Source organism: Virgibacillus siamensis, from assembly GCF_039522605.1.
Lineage (GTDB): Bacteria > Bacillota > Bacilli > Bacillales > Amphibacillaceae > Lentibacillus > Lentibacillus siamensis.
The window spans coordinates 124,952-149,725 of record NZ_BAAADS010000009.1 but is presented as its reverse complement, the minus strand read 5'-3'; the positions used below and the strand labels follow the sequence as shown (position 1 = coordinate 149,725).

The window sequence follows — 24,774 nt, the reverse complement described above, 5'->3', positions numbered from 1 at the left end:
TGGGGGAGACGAATAGACTTTTTATTTGCAGGTGAAGGAAATAAGCCTGAATATTATTTTCCAGAGAACGGAGGATTTATATGCCACAGGTTGGTGTCATCATGGGAAGTATTTCAGATTGGGACACAATGCAGCATACATGTACGATGCTTGATGATTTGGGTGTTTCATACGAAAAAGATGTTATTTCTGCACACCGGACCCCTGATGCGATGTTTAAGTACGCTAAAACAGCCCGCGACCGGGGATTGAAAGTGATTGTTGCCGGTGCAGGCGGTGCCGCTCATTTGCCGGGGATGGTTGCGGCGCAGACAACATTGCCGGTAATCGGTGTTCCCGTTCAAACAAAAGCACTGAATGGCCTTGATTCATTGCTCTCCATCGTCCAGATGCCGGGCGGTGTACCGACAGCCACGGTAGCGATTGGCAGATCCGGTGCCAAAAATGCCGGGATGCTCGCTGCACAGATAATTGGAGCATTTGATGAAAACGTTGCGGAACGGCTTACGGAATCACGAACGGCCATGCAGGAAAATGTTGAAGAAATGAGGGACAATCTTGCCAAAAAATAATGTAGTTCTTCCACCACAAACAATTGGAATTATCGGCGGCGGTCAGCTCGGACGGATGATGGCGATTGCTGCACGGTATATGGGTTATAAAATTGCTGTGCTTGATCCAACACCGGACTGTCCGACAGCACAGGTGGCCGATGAGCAGATTACCACTGCATATGATGATAGGAACGGTATAAAAAAACTGGCCGAAATAAGTGATGTCATTACCTATGAGTTTGAAAATGTTGATTTGGATGCAGCAACATATCTGGAACAACTCGGCAAACTTCCGCAGGGTGCATATGCACTGGAAGTCACCCAAAACAGGGAAAAGGAAAAAACGGTAATGCAGGATGCCGGATTGCCGGTGCCATATTTCCATATCGTATCGGATGCCGGGTCATGTGAACAGGCACTTGATAACTTTACATTTCCAGCAGTCATCAAAACATGCAGCGGGGGTTATGACGGAAAAGGGCAGCTGAAACTGGAAAGTGCGGACGATATCGAAGCCGCCTGTGCATTTGTTGAAAAAAATGAGGCATGTATTATCGAACAATGGGTTCCGTTTGATAGGGAAATCTCCGTTGTCTTTACCCGCGCGCAATCAGGCGAAATGGCATTTTTCCCGATTGCTGAGAACGACCATAAAGATCATATTCTTTACCAGACAACCGTACCGGCCAATATTTCGGAAACGGTTCAGACAAAAGCAATTGATGCGACAAAAAAACTGGCAGAAAAAATGAACATTGTCGGCACGTTCGCGATTGAAATGTTCGTGAATGGGGACAATATCTTTTTGAATGAAATGGCACCAAGGCCGCATAATTCCGGACATTATACGATTGAAGCCTGTAATATTTCCCAATTCGGACAGCATATTCGGGCTGTCTGCGGACTTGAATTAACGCCAGTAAGCCTGCTGAAATGTGCGGCGATGGTCAATATTTTAGGTGAGGATCTGGAGCCGACACTTACTCAGATGCCGGGTCTTACTGACGGAATTGTCCATCTGTACGGTAAAGACGGTGTTAAACCAAAACGAAAAATGGGACACGTAACGTTTATTGGGAATTCTGTTAAAGAGATTACCGATATGGCTGAAGCTTATGAGGAGGCAAAACAATGATTGATCGTTATACACGGGAAGAAATGGGTGCTATCTGGACAGAAGAAAATAAATTCAACGCATGGCTTGAAGTGGAAATTCTGGCATGTGAAGCATGGAGTGAGCTTGGGGTCATTCCGGCGGACGATGTGAAAAAACTGCGTCAGAATGCTTCATTTGATCTGGAACGGATTTATGAAATAGAACAGGAGACCCGCCATGACGTTGTTGCCTTTACACGTGCTGTATCTGAAACGCTTGGGGATGAACGAAAATGGGTCCATTTCGGTCTGACTTCCACGGATGTTGTTGACACGGCCCTTTCATACCAGCTCAGTCAGGCAAACGAAATTATTCGAAAAGATTTACACCTTTTTATTGATATTTTGAAAAATAAAGCCATTGAACATAAACATACCGTCATGATGGGCAGAACGCACGGCGTCCATGCAGAACCGACCACATTTGGTCTGAAAATGGCACTGTGGTATGAAGAAATGAAGCGTAATCTGGAACGTTTTGAAGCAGCTGCAGGAGATATTGAGTTCGGGAAGTTGTCAGGTGCGGTTGGGACATATGCCAATATTGCCCCGTTTGTGGAACAGTATGTCTGTGAAAAGTTGGGATTGTCGCCGGCGCCGGTATCAACGCAGACATTGCAGCGTGACCGTCATGCAGCATATGTGTCGTCATTGGCGCTGATAGCTACCTCCATTGAAAAATTTGCAACCGAAATCCGCGGACTGCAAAAAACAGAAACCCGTGAGGCGGAAGAATTTTTTGCTAAAGGACAAAAAGGATCTTCTGCAATGCCGCATAAACGGAATCCGATTGGTTCGGAAAATATGACTGGGATGGCACGAGTGCTGCGCGGCAACATGGTAACAGCATTTGAAAATGTGTCACTGTGGCATGAACGTGATATCTCGCATTCATCAGCTGAGCGCGTTATTTTACCGGACACAACGATTGGCTTGAACTATATGCTGAACCGGTTCGCCAACATCGTTGAAAAGCTGACAGTCTTTCCGGATAACATGAAACGCAACATTGATAAAACACACGGGGTTATTTTTTCACAGCGTGTGCTGCTTGCGTTAATTAATAAAGGTATGAGCCGGGAGGCAGCTTACGATATTGTCCAGCCGAAAGCGATGCATGCATGGGAAACCGAAACACCTTTCAAAAAACTGGTCGAGGATGACGCACAAATCAATTCACAGCTGACCCAGGATGAAATGGACGACTGTTTTGATTATACGTATCATCTGAAAAATGTTGATGCGATCTTTAACCGAATCGGACTTGGGGTGGAATAAATGAAAGCTTACCTGTTATATGAAGGCAAGGCAAAACGTGTATATACGGCAAAAGAGCAGCCCGGACAGCTCGTTTTATCCTACAAAAATGATGCCACCGCTTTTAATGGGGAGAAGAAAGCAATCTTTTCCGGGAAAGGCAGATTGAATAATGAAATTTCATCCAGAGTATTTAAACTGCTTCAGGAAAAAGGGATTGCATCACATTTTATTGAAAAGCTGAACGAAACAGAGCAGCTTGTTCGGCAAACCGAGATCATTCCATTGGAAGTTGTTGTCCGTAATCAGGCGACAGGAAGCATTACAAAAAGGCTGGGAATTGAAGAAAAGACCCCTTTCACCCCGCCGCTTATTGAACTTTTTTACAAAGATGATGAACTTGGTGACCCGCTCATCAATGATGATCATGCATTACTGCTGAGTGATATCAGTGCTGCCGAGCTGGTGGAAATTAAAGAGAAAGCACGTCACGTTAATAAACAACTAAAGGAAGTTTTTGCATCTATTAATATCGCTTTAGTAGATTTCAAGCTGGAATTTGGACGCCTGGCAAGCGGGGATATTGTGCTTGCGGATGAAATATCACCAGATACATGCAGGCTCTGGGACAGTACCACCAAGGAAAAATTGGATAAAGATGTTTTCCGGCAGGGTACGGGTGATCTGCTGGAGGTTTACCAGGAAATCCTACAACGACTGGAGGCAATGTCATGAGAAGAGTTACCGTTCATATCACACTGAAAGAGGGGGTCCTTGATCCACAAGGGAAGGCCATTCAGGAATCATTAAATTCGCTTGGATATGAGGCTGTTGAGGAAGTTCGTGTGGGCAAATATATGGAACTGATGGTGGAAGAAACAGCGGACATGGAACAACGCGTAAAAGAGATGTGTGACAAACTGCTCGCAAACCCCGTAATTGAGGATTACCGGTTCGATGTGGAGGAGGCTGAGGTCCTGTGAAATTTGCTGTAGTTGTTTTTCCGGGGTCGAATTGTGATCGTGACATGTATCATGCCGCAAAAGAGGTGTTGAAAGAAGAGGCGGAACTTGTCTGGTATGAGAACAGCAGTCTGGAAAACTATGACGGGATTCTGCTGCCAGGCGGCTTTTCATATGGGGACTATCTTCGTTCAGGTGCTGTTGCATCCACATCAGATGTGATGAGGCAAATCAGAACAGCGGCGGGAAAAGGCAAACCGGTTCTGGGCGTCTGTAATGGTTTTCAAATACTTTTGGAAGCGGGTTTGCTGCCCGGTGCAATGCTCCGCAATAAAAATCTGGCATTTATGTGTCATCAGGAACCGCTTATTGTACAAAACAATCAGACTCTATTTACAACAAACTATGAGCACACTGAAGTCATTCATTTCCCAATTGCACATGGTGAAGGCAGCTATTTCTGTGATGAAGCAACCCTGGCCGGGTTACAAGCGAATAATCAGATTGTGTTCACCTATCAAAACAATCCGAATGGCTCGATTGCGGATATTGCCGGTATTGTGAATAAAGAAGGCAATGTGCTCGGCATGATGCCGCACCCGGAGCGTGCTGTTGAAAAAATGCTCGGAAGTGATGATGGTTTAAAACTATTTCAGTCCATCGTAGAGAATTGGAGGGACGTTTATGTTATCAACACATGATATTAGTCCGGAACAGATCGAGCGTGAAAAACTGTACACAGATATGGGATTGAACGATCAGGAATACGACATGGTCAAAAACATCCTAAAGCGCCGTCCGAATTTTACCGAAACAGGCATTTTTTCTGTTATGTGGTCGGAGCATTGCAGCTATAAAACGTCGAAGCCCTTGTTAAAGAAATTCCCGACGGAAGGTCCGCATGTTCTGCAAGGACCTGGTGAGGGAGCTGGTGTTATCGATATTGGTGATAATCAGGCGGTTGTATTTAAAGTGGAAAGCCATAACCATCCATCCGCGGTAGAGCCATATCAGGGTGCTGCAACAGGTGTCGGTGGAATAATTCGTGACGTCTTTTCCATGGGTGCACGTCCAATCGCCCTGATGAACTCGCTTCGGTTCGGAAATTTCACCACCGAACGTGTAAAATATCTTTTTCAGGAAGTTGTCCACGGTATTGCCGGTTATGGAAACTGTGTCGGCGTGCCAACGGTTGGCGGGGAAGTTCAGTTTGATGACAGCTATGAGGATAATCCGCTTGTCAACGCGATGTGTGTTGGATTAATCAACCATGATGACATCCAGAAAGGCATTGCCAAAGGAATTGGAAATACAGTGCTTTATGCCGGTGCTCCAACAGGACGGGATGGCATTCATGGGGCAACTTTTGCATCAGATGATCTGGCTGAGGATTCGAATAAAGATCGTCCGGCAGTTCAGGTTGGAGATCCATTTATGGAAAAATTGCTCATCGAGGCGTGTCTCGAGGTGATTCATTCGGATGCTCTTGTTGGCATGCAGGATATGGGAGCTGCCGGACTGACATCATCGGCAAGCGAGATGGCAAGCAAGGCCGGCACTGGACTGGAAATGGATTTGGATCTTGTTCCGCAGCGCGAACAGAACATGAACGCCTATGAATTAATGCTGTCGGAATCACAGGAACGCATGCTGCTTGTTGTCAAAAAAGGCCGTGAGCAGGAAATTATATCTATTTTTGAAAAATACGGACTGCAGGCAGTAGCAGTCGGTGAAGTAATGGAAGAAAAAGTTTTTCGTCTGAAACAGCATGGTGAAATGGTGGCAGATATTCCGGTCGATGCACTGGCTGAAGAGGCACCTGTGTACCACCTGCCAGCAAAAGAGGCGGAATATTTCAAAGAATACCAACAGATGGACAATAAAGTTCCAGCAGTGGAACATCATGCGGAAATGCTGAAACAGCTGTTGCAGCAGCCGACAATTGCCAGTAAGGAATGGGTTTATGACCAATATGATTCGATGGTCCAGACCAATACAGTCGTTACACCGGGTTCGGACGCTGCAGTGGTGCGGATTAAAGGCACGGATAAGGCGCTGGCTATTACAACGGACTGTAATTCCCGGTATATTTATCTTGATCCAGAAACCGGCGGAAAGATTGCGGTTGCTGAGGCTGCCCGTAATATTGTCTGCTCCGGTGCCCGTCCGTTAGGGCTTACCGACGGGTTGAATTTTGGAAATCCGACAAACCCCGAAGTGTTCTGGCAGATGGAAAAAAGTGTGGAAGGCATGAGTGCAGCATCCCGAATGCTTGAAACTCCCGTCATCAGCGGTAATGTTTCATTGTTTAATCAGTCAAAAGGAACATCAATTTTTCCGACACCTGTCGTTGGGATGGTAGGTCTGCTCGAGTCGCTTGACCATTTGATACCAAATGTTTTTCAGCAGGAAGGTGACTTGATTTATCTAATCGGGACAACCAACGCTGAATTTGGTGGAAGTGAACTGCAAAAAGTCGTAGGTGACAAGTATGAAGGAAAAGCACCTGCGATTGATTTGGAAGTGGAGGCATCCCGACAGAAGCAGCTGCATGAGGCAATCCGCAGCGGGTTCGTTCAGTCAGCACATGATCTGGCAGAAGGCGGGCTTGGTGTGGTGCTTGCCGAAAGTACATTTGACCAAAACGGACTCGGCGCAGATGTCCATCTGGCAGGGGATCCTACGGTGCAAATGTTCAGTGAATCACAATCCCGTTTTCTAGTAACCGTAAAACCGAAAAATCAGGAAGCATTTGAAAAGGTAATAAACGACTATCAGCATATCGGAACTGTAAATGGCTCTGGAATGTTGAATGTAACTGTCAATAATGCAGCGATAATCAAGGAAGATACCAGCCAGCTCAGTAAACTTTGGAAAGGAGCAATCCCATGCTTACTGAAATCAAAGGCATAAATGAGGAATGCGGTGTGTTTGGAATCTGGGGTCACGAAAAGGCAGCGGAACTGACATATTACGGTCTTCATGCCCTGCAGCATCGCGGGCAGGAAGGTGCCGGAGTGGTCGTCAGTGATGGTACATCTTTGAAGATTCATAAAGATACTGGACTCGTTAATGATGTATTTAAACAAGCAAATTTTTCCGACCTTGCCGGTAAAGCAGCAATTGGTCATGTCCGATACTCAACCCAGGGAGATAAAGGGTATGCGAATGTACAGCCATTATTGTTTCATACGCAGCAGGGCAGCATGGCGCTTGCGCATAACGGTAATGTTATGAACGCATTTGAACTTCGAGGCGAGCTTGAAAATGAGGGAAGTATTCTGCAGACGACATCTGATACAGAGGTGCTCGCCCATCTGATCAAGCGGAGTACGAAAGCAGACAAGGAAGAAGCCATTATAGACGCATTGCAAAAGCTTGTCGGTGCATATGCCTACCTGATTATGACCGAGGACAGAATGTATGTCGCGCTTGATCCAAGAGGCATCCGTCCATTATCAATTGGCCGGCTTGGCGATGCATATGTGGTAGCTTCTGAAACGTGTGCATTTGATTTAATTGGCGCCACCTTTGAACGTGAAGTTTTGCCGGGGGAATTGTTGACAATCAGTGATGATGGTGTGGAATCGACTCGATTTGCGATGCGCGAACAGCGCCGGATGTGTGCGATGGAATATGTTTATCTCTCAAGGCCGGACAGTGATTTGAACCATGTGAATGTTCATGCTTCCCGTAAACGGATGGGAATGGAACTAGCAAAGGAAGCCCCCGCTGAAGCTGATGTAGTAACAGGAGTGCCGGATTCAAGCATCTCAGCTGCCATAGGCTATGCGGAGCAAATGGGGCTTCCATATGAAATGGGAATCATCAAAAATCGTTATATCGGCCGAACGTTTATTCAGCCTTCACAAGAGCTGCGGGAACAGGGGGTTAAAATGAAGCTATCTCCGGTCCGTAGAATTGTGGAAGGTAAACGGGTTGTCATGATTGATGACTCGATTGTGCGCGGTACAACAAGCAGACGAATTGTACGAATGCTGAAAGAGGCTGGTGCAAAAGAAGTGCATGTCCGCATTGCTTCTCCATCGATTATCAGTCCATGCTATTACGGAATTGATATGTCATCAAAGGAAGAACTGATTGCCGCCAATAATACGCTGGATGAACTGTGCGATCAGATTGGTGCAGACAGTGTTGCATATTTGTCGGAAAATGGGCTTGAACAAGCGATTGTTAAAGATAAGACAATTCATCAGGGGATTTGTACGGCATGCATGACCGGCAAGTATCCGGTTAAAAAGGAAAAAGAATCAACCATCTCCTACTCGAAAAGTTAGCTAATGATGCTGAAAGGTGTGTGTGGCATGTCAAATGTATATAAAGATGCCGGTGTTGATGTGGAAAAAGGTTATGAAGCTGTGGAACGGATGAAAAAGCATATTGCAAAAACAAACCGGCCTGAAGTACTTGGCGGAATTGGTGCTTTTGCGGGACTTTTTGATCTTTCTTCCTTTCATTACAAGGAACCGGTTCTCGTATCCGGAACCGATGGCGTCGGAACCAAACTGAAGCTTGCATTTCAGTTGCAGAAACACAATACCGTTGGCGTTGATCTGGTTGCGATGTGTGTCAATGATATTGTCGCACAAGGTGCCCAGCCGTTATTTTTTCTGGATTATATTGCATGCGGAAAAAACGACCCGGAAATGATTGAACAGATTGTTTCCGGCATCTCCAACGGCTGCAAGGACGCAGGGGCAGCTTTAATTGGTGGAGAAACGGCTGAAATGCCCGGTATGTACGGTGATGATGAATATGACCTGGCGGGATTCACGGTTGGAATCGCAGAAAAATCCAACTTGATAACCGGTGAAAAGATTGCAGCAGGTGATGCAGTGATTGGGCTGTCATCAAGCGGAATTCATTCAAATGGCTATTCCTTGGTTCGCAATCTGGTTTCAGGTCTTGATTTGACGAAAAAGTATGAAGGACTGTCCGAATCACTTGCCGATACACTAATGGAACCTACAAGAATTTATGCAAACCAAGTGGCTGCTGTTATGCAAAAGATGGATGTCAAAGGAATTTCCCATATTACCGGCGGCGGTTTTTATGAAAATTTCCCGCGGATGCTGCCTGAAGGACTTGGCGTGGAAATCAATACGACGAGCTGGGAACGTCCTGGTATCTTTAACTTTTTACAGCAACAGGGGAATATTGCAGATGATGAGATGTATGGTGTGTTCAACATGGGGGTTGGCATGGCGATCGTCGTTGCAGCGGATGATGCTGAAGATGCATTGAATTGTTTGGATGAACAAGGAGAATCAGCTTCCGTTATTGGAAAAGTGACCGCAAATGAAGGAGTGCATTTTACATCATGAGGAAGATAAAGGCTGCCGTTTTCGCATCTGGAACCGGCAGTAATTTTCAGGCGATAATGGAAAAAAGGGATCTTCATTGTGAAGTTGTTCTGCTTGTTTGTGATAAGCAAGGTGCCGGTGTTATTCGGAAGGCGGAAAAGTATGATGTGCCGGTGCTTGAATTTAATCCGAAATCGTATGCTTCAAAAGCGGAATATGAAGCGATGCTGGTTGAAAAATTGATGGAAGCTGGTGTAACGTGGATCTTTTTAGCCGGATACATGCGGATTGCTGGTCCTGTACTGCTCCAGGCTTTTGAAAACAATATCATTAATATCCACCCGTCCCTGCTTCCAGATTTTCCGGGCAAGGACGCGATCGGCCAGGCGTATGCCGCGGGTGTCGGCAAAACCGGTGTGACGGTTCATTATATTGATGAAGGCATCGATACCGGGCCAATTATTGCTCAGGAAGGTGTGGCAGTTTTGCCGGATGATACAGAAGAAGCGTTGAAAAAACGGATCCAGGATGTGGAGCATCAATTGTATCCTGAGGTAATCAATCGGTTGGTGAGGGAGTAGGTTATTGTTGACTCAAAAACTGTGTGTGGTGAAGAAAAGAGTGCTATAACATCGCTCCGGAAATATACTTCGCTTTCACTTTCGAGCATAAGTGCGACATCAGCTCAAGAAAATCACTTTCGCTGTGTCTTCTTTACCGGGGGCGGCTGGTGAGCCACCTTGTGCTACCGCACTGCGGTGTCTCACCGATGCCTTAGCTCCCCCAGGAGTCTACGTATATTTCCTCCGCTAGAAATATATTCGTCTTTCCTTTGCAGTATAAGTGCGCATCACCGAGTTTAATGTCGTTGCTGCCATCTTTAACAGTTGGGAACAATTTGTGATACGGCGGGTATCCTCAAATGTACGGCGGGTTTTCACAATTATACGGCGACTTTGGGTCAAAGTACGGCGCGATTGCTCTTTTATACGGCGGATTCCCGGTAAAGTACGGCGGTGGTTAATAGTATTAGGATGTAGTAAACAATCTTTAGCGCAATGTGTTCCGGATCAACAATTTTAACCAGAAGAGCCATTAACAAGACCAGACTAATAGGAAAGGGAGGAATTTTTGATGAAAAAGCGTGCGCTGATTAGTGTGTCTGATAAAGAGAATGTTGCGGATTTTGCAATAGGTCTGGCAGCAATGGATTATGAAGTTCTTTCAACAGGCGGAACGTTAAAAGTTTTGCAGGAAGCGGGTGTGGAAGCGAAAGCAGTTGAGGAAGCAACCGGATTTCCGGAAATTATGGATGGTCGGGTTAAAACACTGCACCCGACGATTCATGGTGGACTGCTGGCGAAACGCGACAATGAAAGTCATATGGAGCAGCTGAAAGAACATGGCATTTACCCGATTGACATTGTTGTAGTGAACCTTTATCCGTTTAAACAAACGCTTGAACAATCAGGTGTTACCGAGTCGGACATCATTGAAAATATTGACATTGGCGGGCCGACAATGGTGCGTGCTGCGGCGAAAAGCTTTGCGGATGTATCGGTTGTTGTGGATCCGGAAGATTATGATTCTGTTCTGGCCTCCCTGAAAATGGGCCAGCTGGATAAGGCTGAACGTAAACGATTGGCTGCAAAGGCTTTCCGTCATACAGCTCAATATGATGCACTGATTGCCAACTACTTTACCGAAGAGGAATTCCCGGAAAATTATACTGTTACCTACGAGAAAAAACAGACATTGCGGTACGGGGAGAATCCGCATCAGAATGCTGCTTTTTATAAAAATGCGCTGGAAACTGGCATGAGCCTCGCTTCAGCCAAACAGCTCCATGGCAAAGAACTTTCCTATAACAATATTCAGGATGCCAACGCAGCACTGGAAATCATCGCAGACTACAACGAACCTGCCACAGTTGCCGTGAAGCACATGAATCCGTGTGGTATTGGCGTTGCCGAAAATCTCAGCGAAGCATTTTCAAGAGCATATGAATCCGATTCAAGATCCATCTTTGGCGGAATCGTTGCCTGCAACCGGCCGGTGGATGCCGAAACGGCTGAACAGCTTTCCGCAATCTTTTTGGAAATTGTTATTGCGCCGGAATTTTCGGAAGAGGCAATGACCATCTTAACGAAAAAGAAAAATATCCGCTTACTTGAGCTGGAAATGGAAAATGGTGAATCCGGCTATCATAAGCTGACCACCGTCAAGGGCGGTGTTTTGGTTCAAAGCAACGATTCTGGTGAACTGAACGAAGATGGGTTGACATTTCCAACTGAAAAGAAGCCGTCTGATGAAGAAATTGCCGACCTTCTGTTTGCATGGAAGGCGGTCAAACATGTTAAATCAAACGCGATTATTCTGGCAGGAAACAAGCAAACAGTTGGTGTTGGTGCAGGACAGATGAATCGTGTAGGTGCCGCTAAAATCGCCATTGAACAGGCAGGAGAAAAAGTAAAAGGAGCGGTGCTCGCGTCTGACGCATTTTTCCCGATGCCGGACACAGTGGAAATCGCTGCAAAAGCCGGTGTAACAGCCATTATTCAGCCTGGCGGGTCCAAGCGTGACCAGGATTCAATCGATATGTGCGACAAGTACGGAATTTCCATGGCGTTCACCGGAATGCGTCATTTTAAACATTAATCAGGAAAGGTGTTTTCACATGAACATTTTAGTTGTTGGACGGGGCGGACGTGAACACAGTATTGTAATGAAGCTGGCGGAAAGTGATAATGCGGACAAAATTTATGCGGCGCCGGGTAATGGAGGAATCGCTGAAACTGCTGATTGTGTGGATATTAATGAGATGGATATTGACGGACTGATTGCATTTGCCAAGGAAAAATCAGTTGATCTTACCATCGTTGGACCGGAAAATCCGCTGCTTGCCGGAATTGCCAATCGTTTCCGTGAAGCAGGGCTGGCCATTTTTGCCCCGACAAAAGAGGCTGCACTCCTGGAAGGAAGCAAACGGTTCGCCAAGGAATTCATGCAAAAATATCAAATCCCAACGGCCGCATATGAAAGTTTTACCAATGCTGACGATGCAAAACTGTATATTGAGGAACAAGGTGCGCCGATTGTAGTCAAGGCTGATGGTCTTGCTGCAGGAAAAGGCGTTATCGTTGCTGAAACAAAAGACGAAGCACTGCAGGCTGTTGATGAAATGCTTATTGATAAAACATTTTCTGAAGCGGGGGCAATGATTGTTATTGAGGATTGTATTGTTGGAAAAGAGTTTTCGTTAATGGCATTTGTTCATGAAAATCATGTGTACCCGATGCTTACCGCCCGCGATCATAAGCGTGCTTTTGACAATGATCAGGGTCCAAACACCGGTGGAATGGGTGCATTTGCGCCGGCAACAGATGTTTCTGCCGAGGCACTCCAATTTTCCATGACAGAAATCCTTCAGAAAACAGCGGACGGCATGATGAAGGAAGACCGTCCATTTACAGGGATTTTATATGCTGGTCTGATGATGACCGAAGACGGACCGAAAGTGATTGAATTCAATGTGCGGTTCGGTGATCCCGAAACACAGGTCGTACTGCCGCTTCTTGAAAATGACTTTGTCCAGGTGGTTCAGGATGTTTTAGCGGGGAAAGATCCGGCGCTTAACTGGGCGGATGACAGCTGTCTCGGTATTGTGCTCGCATCAAAAGGCTACCCGGCAGCATATGAAAAAGGCATTCCATTGCCTGATATGAATTTGCCGGAAACCGGTTATGTTATGCATGCCGGAACAAAACAAACAGAGCATGGCCTTGTTTCAGACGGCGGCCGGGTGCTTTTGGCTGGGGCAAGAGGACCAAGCCTGAATCACGCTGCAAATAATGCGTATCAATGTCTGGAGTCTTTCGGTAATTTGGATGCCTTCTTTTATCGCACGGATATCGGTAAAGAATAATCATAACGCCCGGGGGATTATTCCTCGGGCTTATTAATGAACTCGTGTACCCAATCAACATATGAATCTTTTTCATAGTCAAAGTAAAGCTGGCTCGACAATCTCACCGGGTTACCAAAGAAAAACCGTTCATATTGCGTCTGACGGGTGCCGAATGGACTCATAGTCAAATCCCAGGCAAGCCGAAACAGCTTAACACGATCCTCAGCATTACTGGAAGCACTTTGCAAGTATTGATCAAGGTCGCTCCGTATGTTGGAGTTAAAGTCGGCTTCAGTCGGAATTGTAATCATTCCACTTGAACCAAGCAGCTGGACGATTTCCGTCAGCCTTGGATAGATTTTTGGAAAAAAACAGATAGCAGTCTGCAACGGTTTCGGGTCGGGGCGCATTAATCCGAATTCATCGGTCGATGCGTCTACTTCGGCTTTGGTCAAAAGTGCCTTCATTGTTTCCAGTGTGGTGATGATTTCCGCCCCATTTTCCTGGACGTTCTGGAACTCAGAAATGTTAATCGTATCAATAATCGATTGCGCAACGCCAAGCATAAATTCCGCTTTTACGGTCTGCCGGCATACTGCTTGATGCAGTGTGAATGGTTGAAAAGCACTTTTCGCCTTAAATGAGTTGGCAACCTCCAGATTTTTATAAAAAAACACCCGCTCCCACGGAATTGTAACATTATCAAATACAACCACTGTATCCATTTCTTCAAATCGCGAACTTAGTGGATAGTTAAAGCGTGAATCCCCATGAACAAATGATTCACGGCAAATGAATTTTAACCCTTTCGCATTACTTGGAACGGAAAAAGCGAAGGCATTTGCTGTATCAAGGATGCCACCCGGTGAAAAAACGAGTACTTCATCGGTAATTCCACCTTGTGTGGCAAGAAGCCGCGCCCCCTTCACCACAATTCCTTCTTCATTTTCATCAACTATCTTCGCGGCAATTGGTTCATCTGACACTTCAAAGTACAGTTCAGACCGATTGACCTGCGGATTAATAAACGTATGTGTAAATGATAAATCTTCTTCTCTCGCTTTTTCGTAAAACGCACGCAAATGTTCAGGAAAGCAATTTTCTTTTCCTTCAAGCAGTTGTGCCGATGAGCCAAAAGCCATTAGTATGGTGTTTAAATAATCAGGACTTCTCCCAAGCAGCCCTGCACTTGTTCGAGCCCACCTGCGAATCATTCCGCGCCGTTTGGCAAGATCTTCTTTCGTTTTTGGCTGCAGATAAGAAGTGCCGACCCGATTGCCTGTAGCTGGTGAGCGATAAGTCATCAAATCCCTTAAATCATTATCATATTGCATATCATACAGGTGTGACTGACTTTGGATGATTCCTCTAAAGGCGGGATGTTCAGAAATGTATCCATTTATTTTGCTGCCGTTACACCATATGTCTGCCCCCTGCTGATTAATCCGGCTAACGTATTCCTTCCCGGTAATTGCTGGCATGTATAACACTCCTGACGAAAATTAAATAGATAATCGGTTATAGGCTATTGTATTAGGTAAGAGGAAAAAGTGTTCCTTGTTTTTGTAAAAGGGGGAGACGGTAATATAGAAAGAAGTGTCATAGAATTTTCACGATAATAGCGTTTATTTAGTGCAGTAAAGTGCGAAAATATGGTAAAATAAAGGAAATTGTTTTATTGGAGTGCTGTTAATGCTGGAAAATGGATACTATTGGAGAAACCGTGAAATAAGGGAACATGTAGCTGTAATTGATGGTACCGTGAAACCTGATTTTGTTTTAGCAAATGGAACTTATTTGAATACATATACAAAGCAGTGGCTTAAAGGGAACATCTGGATTTTAAATGACCGGATTGTCTATGTTGGTGATAAACTTCCGGAAAACCAGTCCGCTAAGATAATAGATTGCAAAGGTTCTTACCTTGTACCCGGATATATGGAGCCGCATGCTCATCCGTTTCAATTGTATAATCCGGTATCTTTAGCTAAGTATGCTGCAGATTTTGGAACAACAACATTAATTAATGATAATCTTGTATGGAATTTTTTGATGGATAAAAAGAAAGCGGTTACTTTATTGAGAGCATTCAATAAATTACCGGTGTCCATGTTCTGGTGGGCACGCTTCGATTCTCAGACTGCTTTGCAGAATGAGGAGGAATTTTTTAATACGGAAGAGGTGCTGTCCTGGCTTGAACATTCTTCGGTTGTACAGGGTGGCGAACTGACTGCATGGCCCAGCCTGCTGAGGGGTGATGACCGCTTGCTGTATTGGATACAGGAAGCGAAACGGATGGGAAAACCGGTTGAGGGGCACTTGCCTGGTGCTTCGGAAAAGACGCTGACTAAAATGAAGCTGCTTGGTGTGTCCGCAGATCATGAATCGATAACGGGCGAAGAAGTCATCCGACGGCTGCGGCTTGGTTATCAGGTAGGTCTTCGATATTCATCAATCAGACCGGATTTGCCGAAGCTGCTGGAAGAAATTATGGACGCCGGCATCGATACGTATGATAACATGATGATGACAACGGATGGTGCGACACCAGCATTCTATGAAAAAGGCTTAATGAATATTTGCATTGAGATTGCGATTGAAAAAGGGGTTCCTTTGCCTGATGCATACCGGATGGCGTCACATAATGTAGCACAGCATTATGGTATGACAGAGCAGCTTGGGACGATTGCCCCCGGACGGTTAGCAAATATTAACATATTGGATGCTAAAGAAAATCCGCACCCTGTCAGTGTTCTGGCTAAAGGGAAATGGATTAAAAGGGATTATGAAGTGCAACAGTCAACTGTGGACTTTGAGTGGGAAAAGTATGACATTGCCCCCCTTGAAGTTGATTGGGAGCTGAGCAAGTCGGATCTGCAGTTTTCCGTACCAATCGGGCTTGAGCTGATGAATAATGTGATCATTAAGCCATATCCAATTGAGACAGATGTGACACTTGATGTTATACCGAATACAAATAATGATGCGTTTCTTTTGCTTGTTGACCGAAAAGGCAAATGGCGCATCAATACTGCCATTAAAGGGTTTACCAACAACCTTGGGGCAATGGTAAGCTCCTATTCAACAACTGGAGATTTTGTTTGCATTGGAAAGAGCAAACCGGATATGATTTTGGCATGGCAGCGTGTTAAAGAGCATGGCGGAGGAATTGTGCTTGCTCATCAGGGTGAGATTATTTTTGAACTGCCGCTTCGTCTTGGCGGTAGTATGTTTGATGGTGACATGTCCGCCTTAATTGATAAAGAAAAAGGGTTGAAGGACCTGTTGAAAGACTTCGGCTACCCGTTTGCTGATCCGATATATACGATTCTTTTTCTTTCCGCAACGCATCTGCCGTATATTCGGGTTACCCAGCAGGGAATCCTGGATGTTAAAAAACGTGAAGTACTCTTTCCAGCAATCATGCGATAGCGTATAATGTAACTACTACTATTTTGACAGTGAAGTATAAAACTTCCTGCATCAGTGCAATTAAAGCTTTCGCCAAGGCTTGGCGATAAGCCAAGTTTTCTAAGCAGTTAAGTATAAAAACTTTTCTTACTGCATAAGTGCAACTATGGCTGTCACCTAAAGGCTTGGTGACAACCAAGTTTTCTAATAAAAGGGTGGGAACATGAAGCGAGTATACGTATTACTGGTTCTGTTGTTGACTGTCTTATTTACAGCTTGTTCAGATGAGGAACGGAATGCCAATGAAAGCGAGTCAAAGGAAAATGCAGTTGAAGAAAAAAGCGGAATGCCTGAAGAAGCCGCGGTATTTCCTCTGACAGGAATCAGGGCGGATGAGAATGCGAATGCCCGGATTGTCGGTGTGATGGTTAACAATCATACCAATGCACGTCCGCAGACTGGTTTGTCAAAAGCTGATATCGTTTTTGAGGTTTTGGCTGAAGGATACATAACCCGTTTTTTGGCTTTATATCAGAGTGAGAAGCCGGAAGTGATAGGGCCAGTCCGGAGTGCAAGAGAGTATTATTTCGAACTTGCTGACGGTTATAATGCCATCTATGTTTACCATGGTGCAGCAAACTTTGTAAATGATATGATTAAAGAGCGCGGAATCGAGCATTTGAATGGATCACTTCATGATAATGATGGGTATTTATTTAAGCGGGAATCCTTCCGTAAAGCCCCGCATAATTCCTACCTGCTGTTTGATGCAGTGTATGACGCAGCAAAGAAAAAAGGGTACGATGTGAAGGCGTCCTACAACCCACTGCCGTTTATGACGGACAAAGCCATTGGCTCGTTCAATGGTGAGCCGGCCAAACATGTTGAAATTGTTTATTCTGACAACCCGATGGAAATTGTTGAATTTAATTATGACAACGAAAGCAAAAAGTACACCCGATATAATGACCGAGAAAAAACAGTCGAATTAAATTCCGGTAAACCGATACAAGTTGATAACGTTTTTATTGTGGAGACACACCATGAGGTAATTGATGATGCCGGCCGCCGTGCAATCGATATTACGTCAGGCGGTGATGGATACCTGATTCAACGAGGAAAGATTCGGAAAGTACAGTGGGAAAACAGGAATGGCAGAATTATTCCCGTGAAAAATGGTGAGCCTGTCGGGTTTGTACCGGGGAAAACATGGATTAATATTGTTCCTGAACAGCCGGGAATGGATCAGTCCGTAACGATCACAAATTAAGGAAAGAAGGTGGGCTTGTCATGCAAATCGATAAACTGCGCGGAAAGCAGCTGGATCAATTTTTTGATGCAATTTTATCATTGAAAGACAGAGAAGAATGCTATAAATTTTTTGATGATATTGCAACAATGTCTGAGATACATTCCATTGCCCAGCGTCTGCAGGTTGCAAAAATGCTGACAGAAGGCCATACGTACAATATTATTGAAAAAGAAACCAATGCTTCAACGGCAACAATATCCCGGGTGCGAAGGTGCATCAACTTCGGCAGTGACGGGTATAAACTCGTCCTGGACCGAATCATGGATGACGATAAGTAGTTTTTTACAGAATGCTGCTGCCAACCCCGCAGCAGCATTTCCATTCTTCAGTATCTCCCCCAACTAATGACACAGATTTTTAGTGAAAATTTGTTAATAGAATGCTTTGACGCGGAAACCATAAAGTGCGACATGCTAATCGGAACTATGTCGCAGTTTGGTTCAACTACGTGCTTAAAAAGTAACACTGTGAAAAAGAAGTGAATCTGGCTGTGGGTTCAGTTCCTTTCCTTCCCTATAACAATTTTTAAAACATACCACATAATCCTAAATTCATAGCGCGATTTTTGGTATACTGAAATATAGTAAAGAATTAACCGGATTTTATATGATGGAGGATATTTATATTGGGTTATACAGCAAACAATTGGAATCATTTATTTAAACTGGATCCGGCCAAAGAAATTTCGGACGAACACCTCGACAGAATTTGTGAGTCTGGAACAGATGCTGTTATTGTTGGCGGCACCGATGAAGTTACACTGGATGGGGTTTTGGATCTTCTGTCCCGCATCCGCCGGCACACGGTTCCATGTATTTTGGAACTATCATCAATGGAGACAATTACGCCAGGTTTTGATTATTACTATATTCCAATGGTCTTGAACAGCATGGAAAAAAAGTGGGTAATGGATCTTCAGCATCAGGCTCTTAAAGAATATAAAGCATTGATGAACTGGGACGAAACAGCTGTTGAAGGGTATTGCATTTTAAACCAGGAAGCAAAAGCATTTACAAAAACAAATTGTACGGTACCCGATGAAGAAGATGTTCTGGCATATGCTGCAATGGCGGAGAACTTTTTTCATCTGCCGGTCTTTTATATGGAATACAGCGGCACATATGGGGACCCGCAGCTTGTCGAAAAAGTAAAGAATGAATTACATCATACGAAATTGTTTTACGGTGGTGGAATCGAAAACAGTTTCCAGGCTGGTGAAATGAAAAAACATGCTGATACCATCGTGGTCGGCAACATTATATATGAGGATATTAAAAAAGCATTAAAAACGGTGAAAGCAGCTAACGAAACAAACGATGAATAAAGGCGGTGACATTGTGAGTCAAACAATGGATAATTTACTGAAAGGATTAAATAACGAGCAGCGGGAAGCTGTTAAACACACGGACGGGCCATTATTGATTATGGCAGGTGCCGGCAGCGGGAAGACGCGTGTGCTCACACACCGCATTGCTTATTTGCTTGGGGAAAAAGATGTACCGCCACGAAATGTTCTGGCGATTACATTTACCAACAAAGCTGCACGTGAAATGAAAGAGCGTGTCCGCAGACTTGTCGGTCCAGGAAGTGAACAGATCTGGGTATCGACGTTCCATTCGATGTGTGTGCGGATTCTTCGCAGAGATATTGACCGGATTGGCTACAGTGGTAATTTCACGATTCTGGACAGCAGTGACCAGCTTTCTGTGATTAAACAAACGTTAAAAGATTTGAACATTGACCCGAAAAAATTTGAACCTCGGGCGATGCTTGGTGCGATCAGTTCCGCCAAAAATGAACTGATTACGCCGGAAGAATACAGCAATAAAGTGGGGGATTTTTTTGAACGGCAGGTTTCCCAGGTGTATGATCGATATCAGAAAACACTGCGGAAAAATCAGTCCCTCGACTTTGATGATTTGATTATGCAGACGATTCATCTGTTCAAACGGGTGCCTGAAGTGCTGGAGTACTATCAGCGCAGGTTTCAGTATATTCATGTTGATGAGTATCAGGATACAAACCATGCCCAGTACTATTTAGTAAAACAACTGGCGAGTAAATATGAAAATCTTTGTGTGGTCGGGGATTCCGATCAGTCCATTTATCGCTGGCGGGGGGCAGATATTGCCAATATACTTTCCTTCGAGAAGGACTATCCGTCATCACGGACGATTTTTCTTGAACAGAATTACCGTTCGACTAAATCGATTCTGGAAGCGGCAAATACAGTTATCAAAAATAATACCGGACGCAAGCCGAAAAACCTTTGGACGGAAAATGATGAGGGGAAAAACATTCATTATTTTCAAGGGACCACAGAACAGGAAGAAGCGTTGTTTATTACGGAGAAAATCCAGGAGCTTACTGCCGAAGATGGCTTTTCCCGTAATGATGTTGCAATACTGTACCGGACGAATGCACAGTCCCGTGCGATTGAATCCACCTTCACCAAATCTTTTATTCCATATCAGATGGTCGGCGGGCAAAAATTCTATGAGCGGAAGGAAATCAAGGATTTAACAGCATATTTACGGCTGATTACAAATCCGAATGATGATTTGAGTTTTGAACGGGTTGTCAATGCACCAAAGCGTGGTATTGGCAAAACATCGATTGAACGGCTGCGTTCATATACCGAAGAACAAGGGATTTCATTCTATCAGGCTGTGAAAGAGGTAGACTTCGCCGGAGTACCAAAAAAAGCGGCTAAAGCACTTGCTGAATTCGGTAAGCTCATTCAAACGTTGACACAGCAGCAGGAATTTCTGACTGCGACCGATATGGTGGAGGCGGTTTTGCAGCGAACCGGATATGAACAGTCGTTGAAAAACGAGCGAACGATTGAGTCCCAGAGCAGACTGGAAAACTTAGAGGAGTTCATGACGGTAACGCAGGATTTTGAAAAGACAAGTGAGGACAAAACATTGGTCGCTTTTTTAACAGATCTTGCGTTGATTGCCGATATCGATAAAGTCGATGAGGACACGGATTCCGATGAAGAAGCGAAAGTCACGCTGATGACACTTCACGCAGCGAAAGGTCTTGAATTCCCTGTTGTTTTTCTGATCGGAATGGAGGAAAATGTATTTCCGCACAGCCGATCAATGTTTGACGAGGAAGAAATGGAAGAGGAGCGACGTTTGGCATATGTCGGCATTACGCGGGCAGAGCAGCAGTTATACATGACCCATGCAAAAATGCGCACATTATATGGAAGAACGAATATGAATCCAATCAGCCGATTTATAAACGAAATTCCGGAAGAACTGATGGATGGTTTTGAACAGGCCCGTTCCGCCATGTTTGGTCCAATGGAGAAGAATCCGAAAAATAAGCCGATGAAACGCAAAGCTGAAAAAATGCAGCACACAACTGGTGCAGAAAGCGAAACATGGTCACCTGGCGATAAGGCAGGTCACAAAAAATGGGGAACCGGAACAGTTGTGAGAGTCCAGGGTGAAGGTGAAGGAATGGAATTGGATATTGCATTCCCGGCACCGACTGGTGTCAAACGCGTATTGGCTAAATTTGCCCCAATTACGAAACAATAGGGAGGTGCCTGTCTGATGAATAAGCAAGAAGCACAGCAACGGATTGCTGAATTGACAGACCTGCTGAATCAATATAATTACGAATATCATGTACTGGACAATCCGAGTGTACCGGATGCGGAATATGATCAGAAGATGCAGGAAATACGTAAGCTTGAGGAACAATTTCCTGCACTGGTTACTTCGGAATCACCGACACAGCGGGTGGGCGGCGAGCCGCTTGATGCATTTCAGAAGGTGCAGCATAACGTACCAATGCTGAGTCTCGGAAATGCTTTCGGTGCTGAAGACCTGCGGGATTTCGCACGGCGGGCAAGACAAGGCACGGATGCACCCATTTCGTATGTATGCGAACTGAAAATTGATGGGCTTGCCGTTTCGCTGCTTTATGAGAATGGAAGATTTGTCCGAGGCGCAACCCGTGGTGACGGTACAACCGGTGAAGATATAACCAGCAACTTACGGACCATCCGCAGTATGCCGTTGACCATCAAAGATACAGAAACAATTGAAGTGCGCGGTGAAGCGTTTATGCCGCATCAATCTTTTTTGAAATTAAACGAACAACGTGAAAACAATGACGCCGAGCCATTTGCCAATCCGCGGAATGCAGCGGCGGGATCATTGCGGCAGCTTGATCCAAAAATTGCCGCCGGCCGGAACCTTGATATTTTCCTGTACGGGGTAGGCGAATGGGAGTCGCAAACGCTCTCATCGCACAGTGAACGGCTAACGTATTTAAAAGAATTAGGCTTTAAAACGAATCCTGAATGGAAAAAATGCGAAACGATTGAGGAAGTCATTGAGTATGTGGAATATTGGGAGAATGAGCGCCCGAACCTGAACTATGAAATTGACGGGATTGTCGTTAAGGTGGATAATCTTGACCAGCAGGATGAATTAGGGTTTACTGCCAAAAGTCCGCGTTGGGCAATAGCATATAAATTTCCTGCCGAGGAAGTTATCACAATTCTGCGTGAGATTGAATTGAGTGTTGGACGAACCGGCGTAATCACGCCAACAGCAGTACTCGATCCGGTTAAGGTGGCCGGGACAACCGTCCAGCGTGCTTCCCTGCATAATGAGGACCTGATCCGTGAAAAAGACATCCGTCTTGGCGATACAGTTGTCATTAAAAAAGCCGGTGATATCATCCCGGAAGTCGTTCGTGCCGTTCAGGAAAAACGGACGGGCAAGGAAAAAGAATTTTTTATGCCGGAAGAGTGTCCGGAATGCGACAGTGAACTTGTCCGCCTGGAGGAAGAAGTTGCACTAAGATGCATTAATCCAAGCTGCCCGGCACAGTTAAAAGAGGGACTGATTCATTTTGTATCGCGGAATGCCATGAACATCGACGGCCTAGGCGAAAAAGTCATCATTCAGCTGTTCAGGGAAAAATTGGTTCATACGATTGCTGATATTTACCGGCTGAAAGAGGATGACCTTCTGCAACTAGAGCGAATGGGCGAGAAGTCTGTCAGCAACTTGCTTCGATCCATCGATAACTCAAAAGGAAATTCGCTGGAACGGCTGCTTTTCGGGCTCGGGATACGGTTTATCGGATCAAAGGCCGCAAAAACACTTGCATCCCACTTTGAGACAATGGAAAACCTTCAACAGGCAACGTTTGAAGATATTGTAGAAATTGATGAAATCGGTGAAAAAATGGCTGATTCCATTGTTCGCTATTTTGATGAAGCGGAAGTTAAAGAACTGATAAATGAATTGAACAATCTGAATGTTAATATGGAATACACTGGTCCCAAGCAACAGGATATCGCCGGGGATTCCGTCTTTTCAGGAAAAACGGTAGTCCTTACAGGGAAGATGGAGTCATTTACGAGAAAGGGAGCAAAAGAGGCTATTGAACAACTCGGCGGTACAGTTACGGGAAGTGTCAGCAAAAAGACAGACTTTGTAATTGCCGGTGAGGATGCCGGATCAAAGTTGGAAAAAGCAGAAAAGTTGGGTGTGACTGTCTGGAATGAGCAACAACTAAGTGAAGTCTTAGATTAGTAAGGAGCGGGGAAGTTGAAAAAATGTATAATATTGCTGTTGGGAGCCCTCCTGATCCTGACAAGCTGTTCACCTAAATTTGATGAGAAAGAGGTAGTTAAAAAAGAAGACGAAAATAAGTCTGAAAAGACATCGATTGTTCCTAGTTACCAATTGTCTGATGAAATGTACCGGACCATTTTGCCTTATCGTCCCAGTGCAGCACGTGGTGTTATTGTTAACCAAATGGGGAACCGGCTTGATATTGATGAAATGTCAGAGGGGTTAAGAAGGCATTCCAAGAAATACTATGATCCGGACAAGTATTTCTTTGAAGAAGGTCAATATTTGGGCAAAGACATGATGTATAAATGGCTGGAACGGGAGTTGACCGAAAAACAAATCAAAGAAGCAGTTGACCAAAAAATGAAAGTATACAAAAACAGCCAAAACCCGAGTGCTGAAAAGGCCAAGCAACACAGGAAACAAGTGGAAAAGGAAGTCCGGCACGTGTCTTCAATGGCATTGAATCCGCCAATCAAAGACGAGAATTCAGAAAAACAGCAACGGAATAACCCAAAATATTTATCACATGTCCTGGAGCAAAATTATCTTGTGAAAAAAGAAGATAATTCCGTTGAGCTGAAGGGAATGTCCATTGGCATTGCCATGAAATCCGTGTACAGCTTCCAGACAGAAGTCGGGGGGCCGTCATATTATGAGGAAATTGGGAAGGATGTCATGCTGAAAAAAGGAAAGAAGATAGCACAGACGGTTCTGAAACGCATCCGGAAAATGGAAGGGTTGAAGAACATCCCTATTCTCATTGCTATTTATCGCGAAGAGGGGCAAAATTCTCCCGTACCAGGTGATTATGTAGCGAAGACAGCGGTTAAAGGCGGAGACTCAAAAATTAATGAGTGGGAAAAAATAAAGGAAGATTATGTTCTGTTCCCGTCCGATTTTGCTCAAGAAAACCATTTTGATGACAAGCAGCTGATTGACGACTTTGCTGCAGATGTCGCCGAATATTTTCCAAATTATGTGGGGGTAATTGGTAAAGGTTTTTATATTAAGAATGAGCTTCAAAAGCTGACTTTGGAGATCCCGATTGAATTTTACGGAAAAGGTGAAGTTATTGGCTTTACCCAGTACACGTATGGGCTGGTGAAAGAAATGTTCCCAGACTATTATGATCTGGAAATTAAAATTAAGTCAAACAAGCGCCTGGAAAGTTTTATTTACCGGGAAGCGGGCTCCAATAAACCGGAAGTCCATATTCTGCATTAACGAAAAGGTATGAATCAGTCTGATTCATACCTTTTCTAATTGTCTGGAAATTA

The 24,774-nt window shown here is 44.7% G+C and carries 20 protein-coding genes; 19 read left to right on the top strand and 1 reads right to left on the bottom strand.

All coding sequences use genetic code 11. The features are described 5' to 3' along the window. Positions 1-80 precede the first annotated feature (80 nt). The 12 genes from purE (at position 81) to purD (ending at position 13,177) form a co-directional block, all read left to right on the top strand. The gene (gene purE, locus ABD010_RS06990; RefSeq protein ID WP_343811548.1) at positions 81-572 is read left to right on the top strand and encodes a 5-(carboxyamino)imidazole ribonucleotide mutase; all 492 of its coding nucleotides are present in this window, start codon (positions 81-83) and stop codon (positions 570-572) included. Then, on the top strand, positions 559-1,689 hold the full coding sequence (purK, locus tag ABD010_RS06985; RefSeq protein ID WP_343811546.1) for a 5-(carboxyamino)imidazole ribonucleotide synthase: 1,131 nt from the start codon (positions 559-561) through the stop codon (positions 1,687-1,689). Before purE ends, purK begins: the two co-directional genes overlap by 14 nt. Further along, a complete protein-coding gene (purB, locus tag ABD010_RS06980; protein WP_343811544.1) occupies positions 1,686-2,987 on the top strand; it encodes an adenylosuccinate lyase in 1,302 nt (433 codons plus the stop codon). The genes purK and purB overlap by 4 nt, the downstream gene beginning before the upstream one ends. After that, positions 2,988-3,701 carry a phosphoribosylaminoimidazolesuccinocarboxamide synthase gene (gene purC / locus ABD010_RS06975; protein WP_343811542.1) on the top strand — a complete coding sequence of 238 codons (714 nt, stop codon included), beginning with the start codon at positions 2,988-2,990 and terminating at the stop codon, positions 3,699-3,701. It begins immediately after the preceding gene. Then, positions 3,698-3,949 carry a phosphoribosylformylglycinamidine synthase subunit PurS gene (purS, locus tag ABD010_RS06970; protein WP_343811540.1) on the top strand — a complete coding sequence of 84 codons (252 nt, stop codon included), beginning with the start codon at positions 3,698-3,700 and terminating at the stop codon, positions 3,947-3,949. Before purC ends, purS begins: the two co-directional genes overlap by 4 nt. Beyond that, positions 3,946-4,629 (top strand): phosphoribosylformylglycinamidine synthase subunit PurQ, encoded by a 684-nt coding sequence (gene purQ / locus ABD010_RS06965; RefSeq protein ID WP_343811538.1) that lies wholly within the window; start codon positions 3,946-3,948, stop codon positions 4,627-4,629. The genes purS and purQ overlap by 4 nt, the downstream gene beginning before the upstream one ends. Then, entirely contained in the window at positions 4,613-6,841 is a 2,229-nt protein-coding gene (gene purL, locus ABD010_RS06960; RefSeq protein ID WP_343811536.1) for a phosphoribosylformylglycinamidine synthase subunit PurL, read from the top strand. The genes purQ and purL overlap by 17 nt, the downstream gene beginning before the upstream one ends. After that, positions 6,817-8,226 (top strand): amidophosphoribosyltransferase, encoded by a 1,410-nt coding sequence (purF, locus tag ABD010_RS06955; RefSeq protein ID WP_343811534.1) that lies wholly within the window; start codon positions 6,817-6,819, stop codon positions 8,224-8,226. Before purL ends, purF begins: the two co-directional genes overlap by 25 nt. Before the next feature lie 27 nt (positions 8,227-8,253). Next, positions 8,254-9,273, top strand: coding sequence for a phosphoribosylformylglycinamidine cyclo-ligase (gene purM / locus ABD010_RS06950; protein WP_343811532.1), 1,020 nt, complete (start codon positions 8,254-8,256; stop codon positions 9,271-9,273). After that, a complete protein-coding gene (gene purN, locus ABD010_RS06945) occupies positions 9,270-9,833 on the top strand; it encodes a phosphoribosylglycinamide formyltransferase (protein ID WP_343811530.1) in 564 nt (187 codons plus the stop codon). Before purM ends, purN begins: the two co-directional genes overlap by 4 nt. A gap of 553 nt (positions 9,834-10,386) precedes the next feature. Then, complete coding sequence (purH, locus tag ABD010_RS06940) at positions 10,387-11,910, top strand: bifunctional phosphoribosylaminoimidazolecarboxamide formyltransferase/IMP cyclohydrolase (protein ID WP_343811528.1); 1,524 nt, start codon at positions 10,387-10,389, stop codon at positions 11,908-11,910. Positions 11,911-11,929: 19 nt separating this feature from the next. Further along, on the top strand, positions 11,930-13,177 hold the full coding sequence (gene purD / locus ABD010_RS06935; RefSeq protein WP_343811526.1) for a phosphoribosylamine--glycine ligase: 1,248 nt from the start codon (positions 11,930-11,932) through the stop codon (positions 13,175-13,177). Between the two features lie 17 nt (positions 13,178-13,194). On the opposite strand, the gene hpaB is transcribed toward purD, so the two are convergent. Then, positions 13,195-14,640 carry a 4-hydroxyphenylacetate 3-monooxygenase, oxygenase component gene (gene hpaB / locus ABD010_RS06930; RefSeq protein ID WP_343811524.1) on the bottom strand — a complete coding sequence of 482 codons (1,446 nt, stop codon included), beginning with the start codon at positions 14,638-14,640 and terminating at the stop codon, positions 13,195-13,197. A gap of 211 nt (positions 14,641-14,851) precedes the next feature. Between hpaB and ABD010_RS06925 the strand changes: the two genes are divergently transcribed. The 7 genes from ABD010_RS06925 (at position 14,852) to ABD010_RS06895 (ending at position 24,721) form a co-directional block, all read left to right on the top strand. Next, the gene (locus ABD010_RS06925) at positions 14,852-16,591 is read left to right on the top strand and encodes an adenine deaminase C-terminal domain-containing protein (RefSeq protein WP_343811523.1); all 1,740 of its coding nucleotides are present in this window, start codon (positions 14,852-14,854) and stop codon (positions 16,589-16,591) included. 202 nt (positions 16,592-16,793) lie between these two features. Next, entirely contained in the window at positions 16,794-17,840 is a 1,047-nt protein-coding gene (locus tag ABD010_RS06920; protein WP_343811522.1) for a DUF3048 domain-containing protein, read from the top strand. A gap of 20 nt (positions 17,841-17,860) precedes the next feature. Then, on the top strand, positions 17,861-18,160 hold the full coding sequence (locus ABD010_RS06915; RefSeq protein ID WP_343811521.1) for a YerC/YecD family TrpR-related protein: 300 nt from the start codon (positions 17,861-17,863) through the stop codon (positions 18,158-18,160). Between the two features lie 347 nt (positions 18,161-18,507). Then, complete coding sequence (gene pcrB, locus ABD010_RS06910; RefSeq protein WP_343811520.1) at positions 18,508-19,206, top strand: heptaprenylglyceryl phosphate synthase; 699 nt, start codon at positions 18,508-18,510, stop codon at positions 19,204-19,206. Positions 19,207-19,231: 25 nt separating this feature from the next. Continuing rightward, on the top strand, positions 19,232-21,436 hold the full coding sequence (gene pcrA / locus ABD010_RS06905; RefSeq protein ID WP_390350820.1) for a DNA helicase PcrA: 2,205 nt from the start codon (positions 19,232-19,234) through the stop codon (positions 21,434-21,436). Positions 21,437-21,451: 15 nt separating this feature from the next. Next, entirely contained in the window at positions 21,452-23,452 is a 2,001-nt protein-coding gene (gene ligA, locus ABD010_RS06900; protein ID WP_343811518.1) for an NAD-dependent DNA ligase LigA, read from the top strand. 15 nt (positions 23,453-23,467) lie between these two features. Further along, entirely contained in the window at positions 23,468-24,721 is a 1,254-nt protein-coding gene (locus ABD010_RS06895; RefSeq protein WP_343811517.1) for a CamS family sex pheromone protein, read from the top strand. The last annotated feature ends 53 nt before the right edge of the window (positions 24,722-24,774 follow it).

Excerpts from the sequence above, each read along its gene's own strand:
- purE (WP_343811548.1), top strand. The coding sequence starts at position 81 with ATGCCACAGGTTGGTGTCATCATGGGAAGTATTTCAGATTGGGACACA.
- purB (WP_343811544.1), top strand. The coding sequence starts at position 1,686 with ATGATTGATCGTTATACACGGGAAGAAATGGGTGCTATCTGGACAGAA.
- purC (WP_343811542.1), top strand. The coding sequence starts at position 2,988 with ATGAAAGCTTACCTGTTATATGAAGGCAAGGCAAAACGTGTATATACG.
- purS (WP_343811540.1), top strand. The coding sequence starts at position 3,698 with ATGAGAAGAGTTACCGTTCATATCACACTGAAAGAGGGGGTCCTTGAT.
- purL (WP_343811536.1), top strand. The coding sequence starts at position 4,613 with ATGTTATCAACACATGATATTAGTCCGGAACAGATCGAGCGTGAAAAA.
- purF (WP_343811534.1), top strand. The coding sequence starts at position 6,817 with ATGCTTACTGAAATCAAAGGCATAAATGAGGAATGCGGTGTGTTTGGA.
- purM (WP_343811532.1), top strand. The coding sequence starts at position 8,254 with ATGTCAAATGTATATAAAGATGCCGGTGTTGATGTGGAAAAAGGTTAT.
- purN (WP_343811530.1), top strand. The coding sequence starts at position 9,270 with ATGAGGAAGATAAAGGCTGCCGTTTTCGCATCTGGAACCGGCAGTAAT.
- purH (WP_343811528.1), top strand. The coding sequence starts at position 10,387 with ATGAAAAAGCGTGCGCTGATTAGTGTGTCTGATAAAGAGAATGTTGCG.
- purD (WP_343811526.1), top strand. The coding sequence starts at position 11,930 with ATGAACATTTTAGTTGTTGGACGGGGCGGACGTGAACACAGTATTGTA.
- hpaB (WP_343811524.1), bottom strand. The coding sequence starts at position 14,640 with ATGCCAGCAATTACCGGGAAGGAATACGTTAGCCGGATTAATCAGCAG.
- ABD010_RS06925 (WP_343811523.1), top strand. The coding sequence starts at position 14,852 with ATGCTGGAAAATGGATACTATTGGAGAAACCGTGAAATAAGGGAACAT.
- ABD010_RS06920 (WP_343811522.1), top strand. The coding sequence starts at position 16,794 with ATGAAGCGAGTATACGTATTACTGGTTCTGTTGTTGACTGTCTTATTT.
- ABD010_RS06915 (WP_343811521.1), top strand. The coding sequence starts at position 17,861 with ATGCAAATCGATAAACTGCGCGGAAAGCAGCTGGATCAATTTTTTGAT.
- pcrA (WP_390350820.1), top strand. The coding sequence starts at position 19,232 with ATGGATAATTTACTGAAAGGATTAAATAACGAGCAGCGGGAAGCTGTT.
- ligA (WP_343811518.1), top strand. The coding sequence starts at position 21,452 with ATGAATAAGCAAGAAGCACAGCAACGGATTGCTGAATTGACAGACCTG.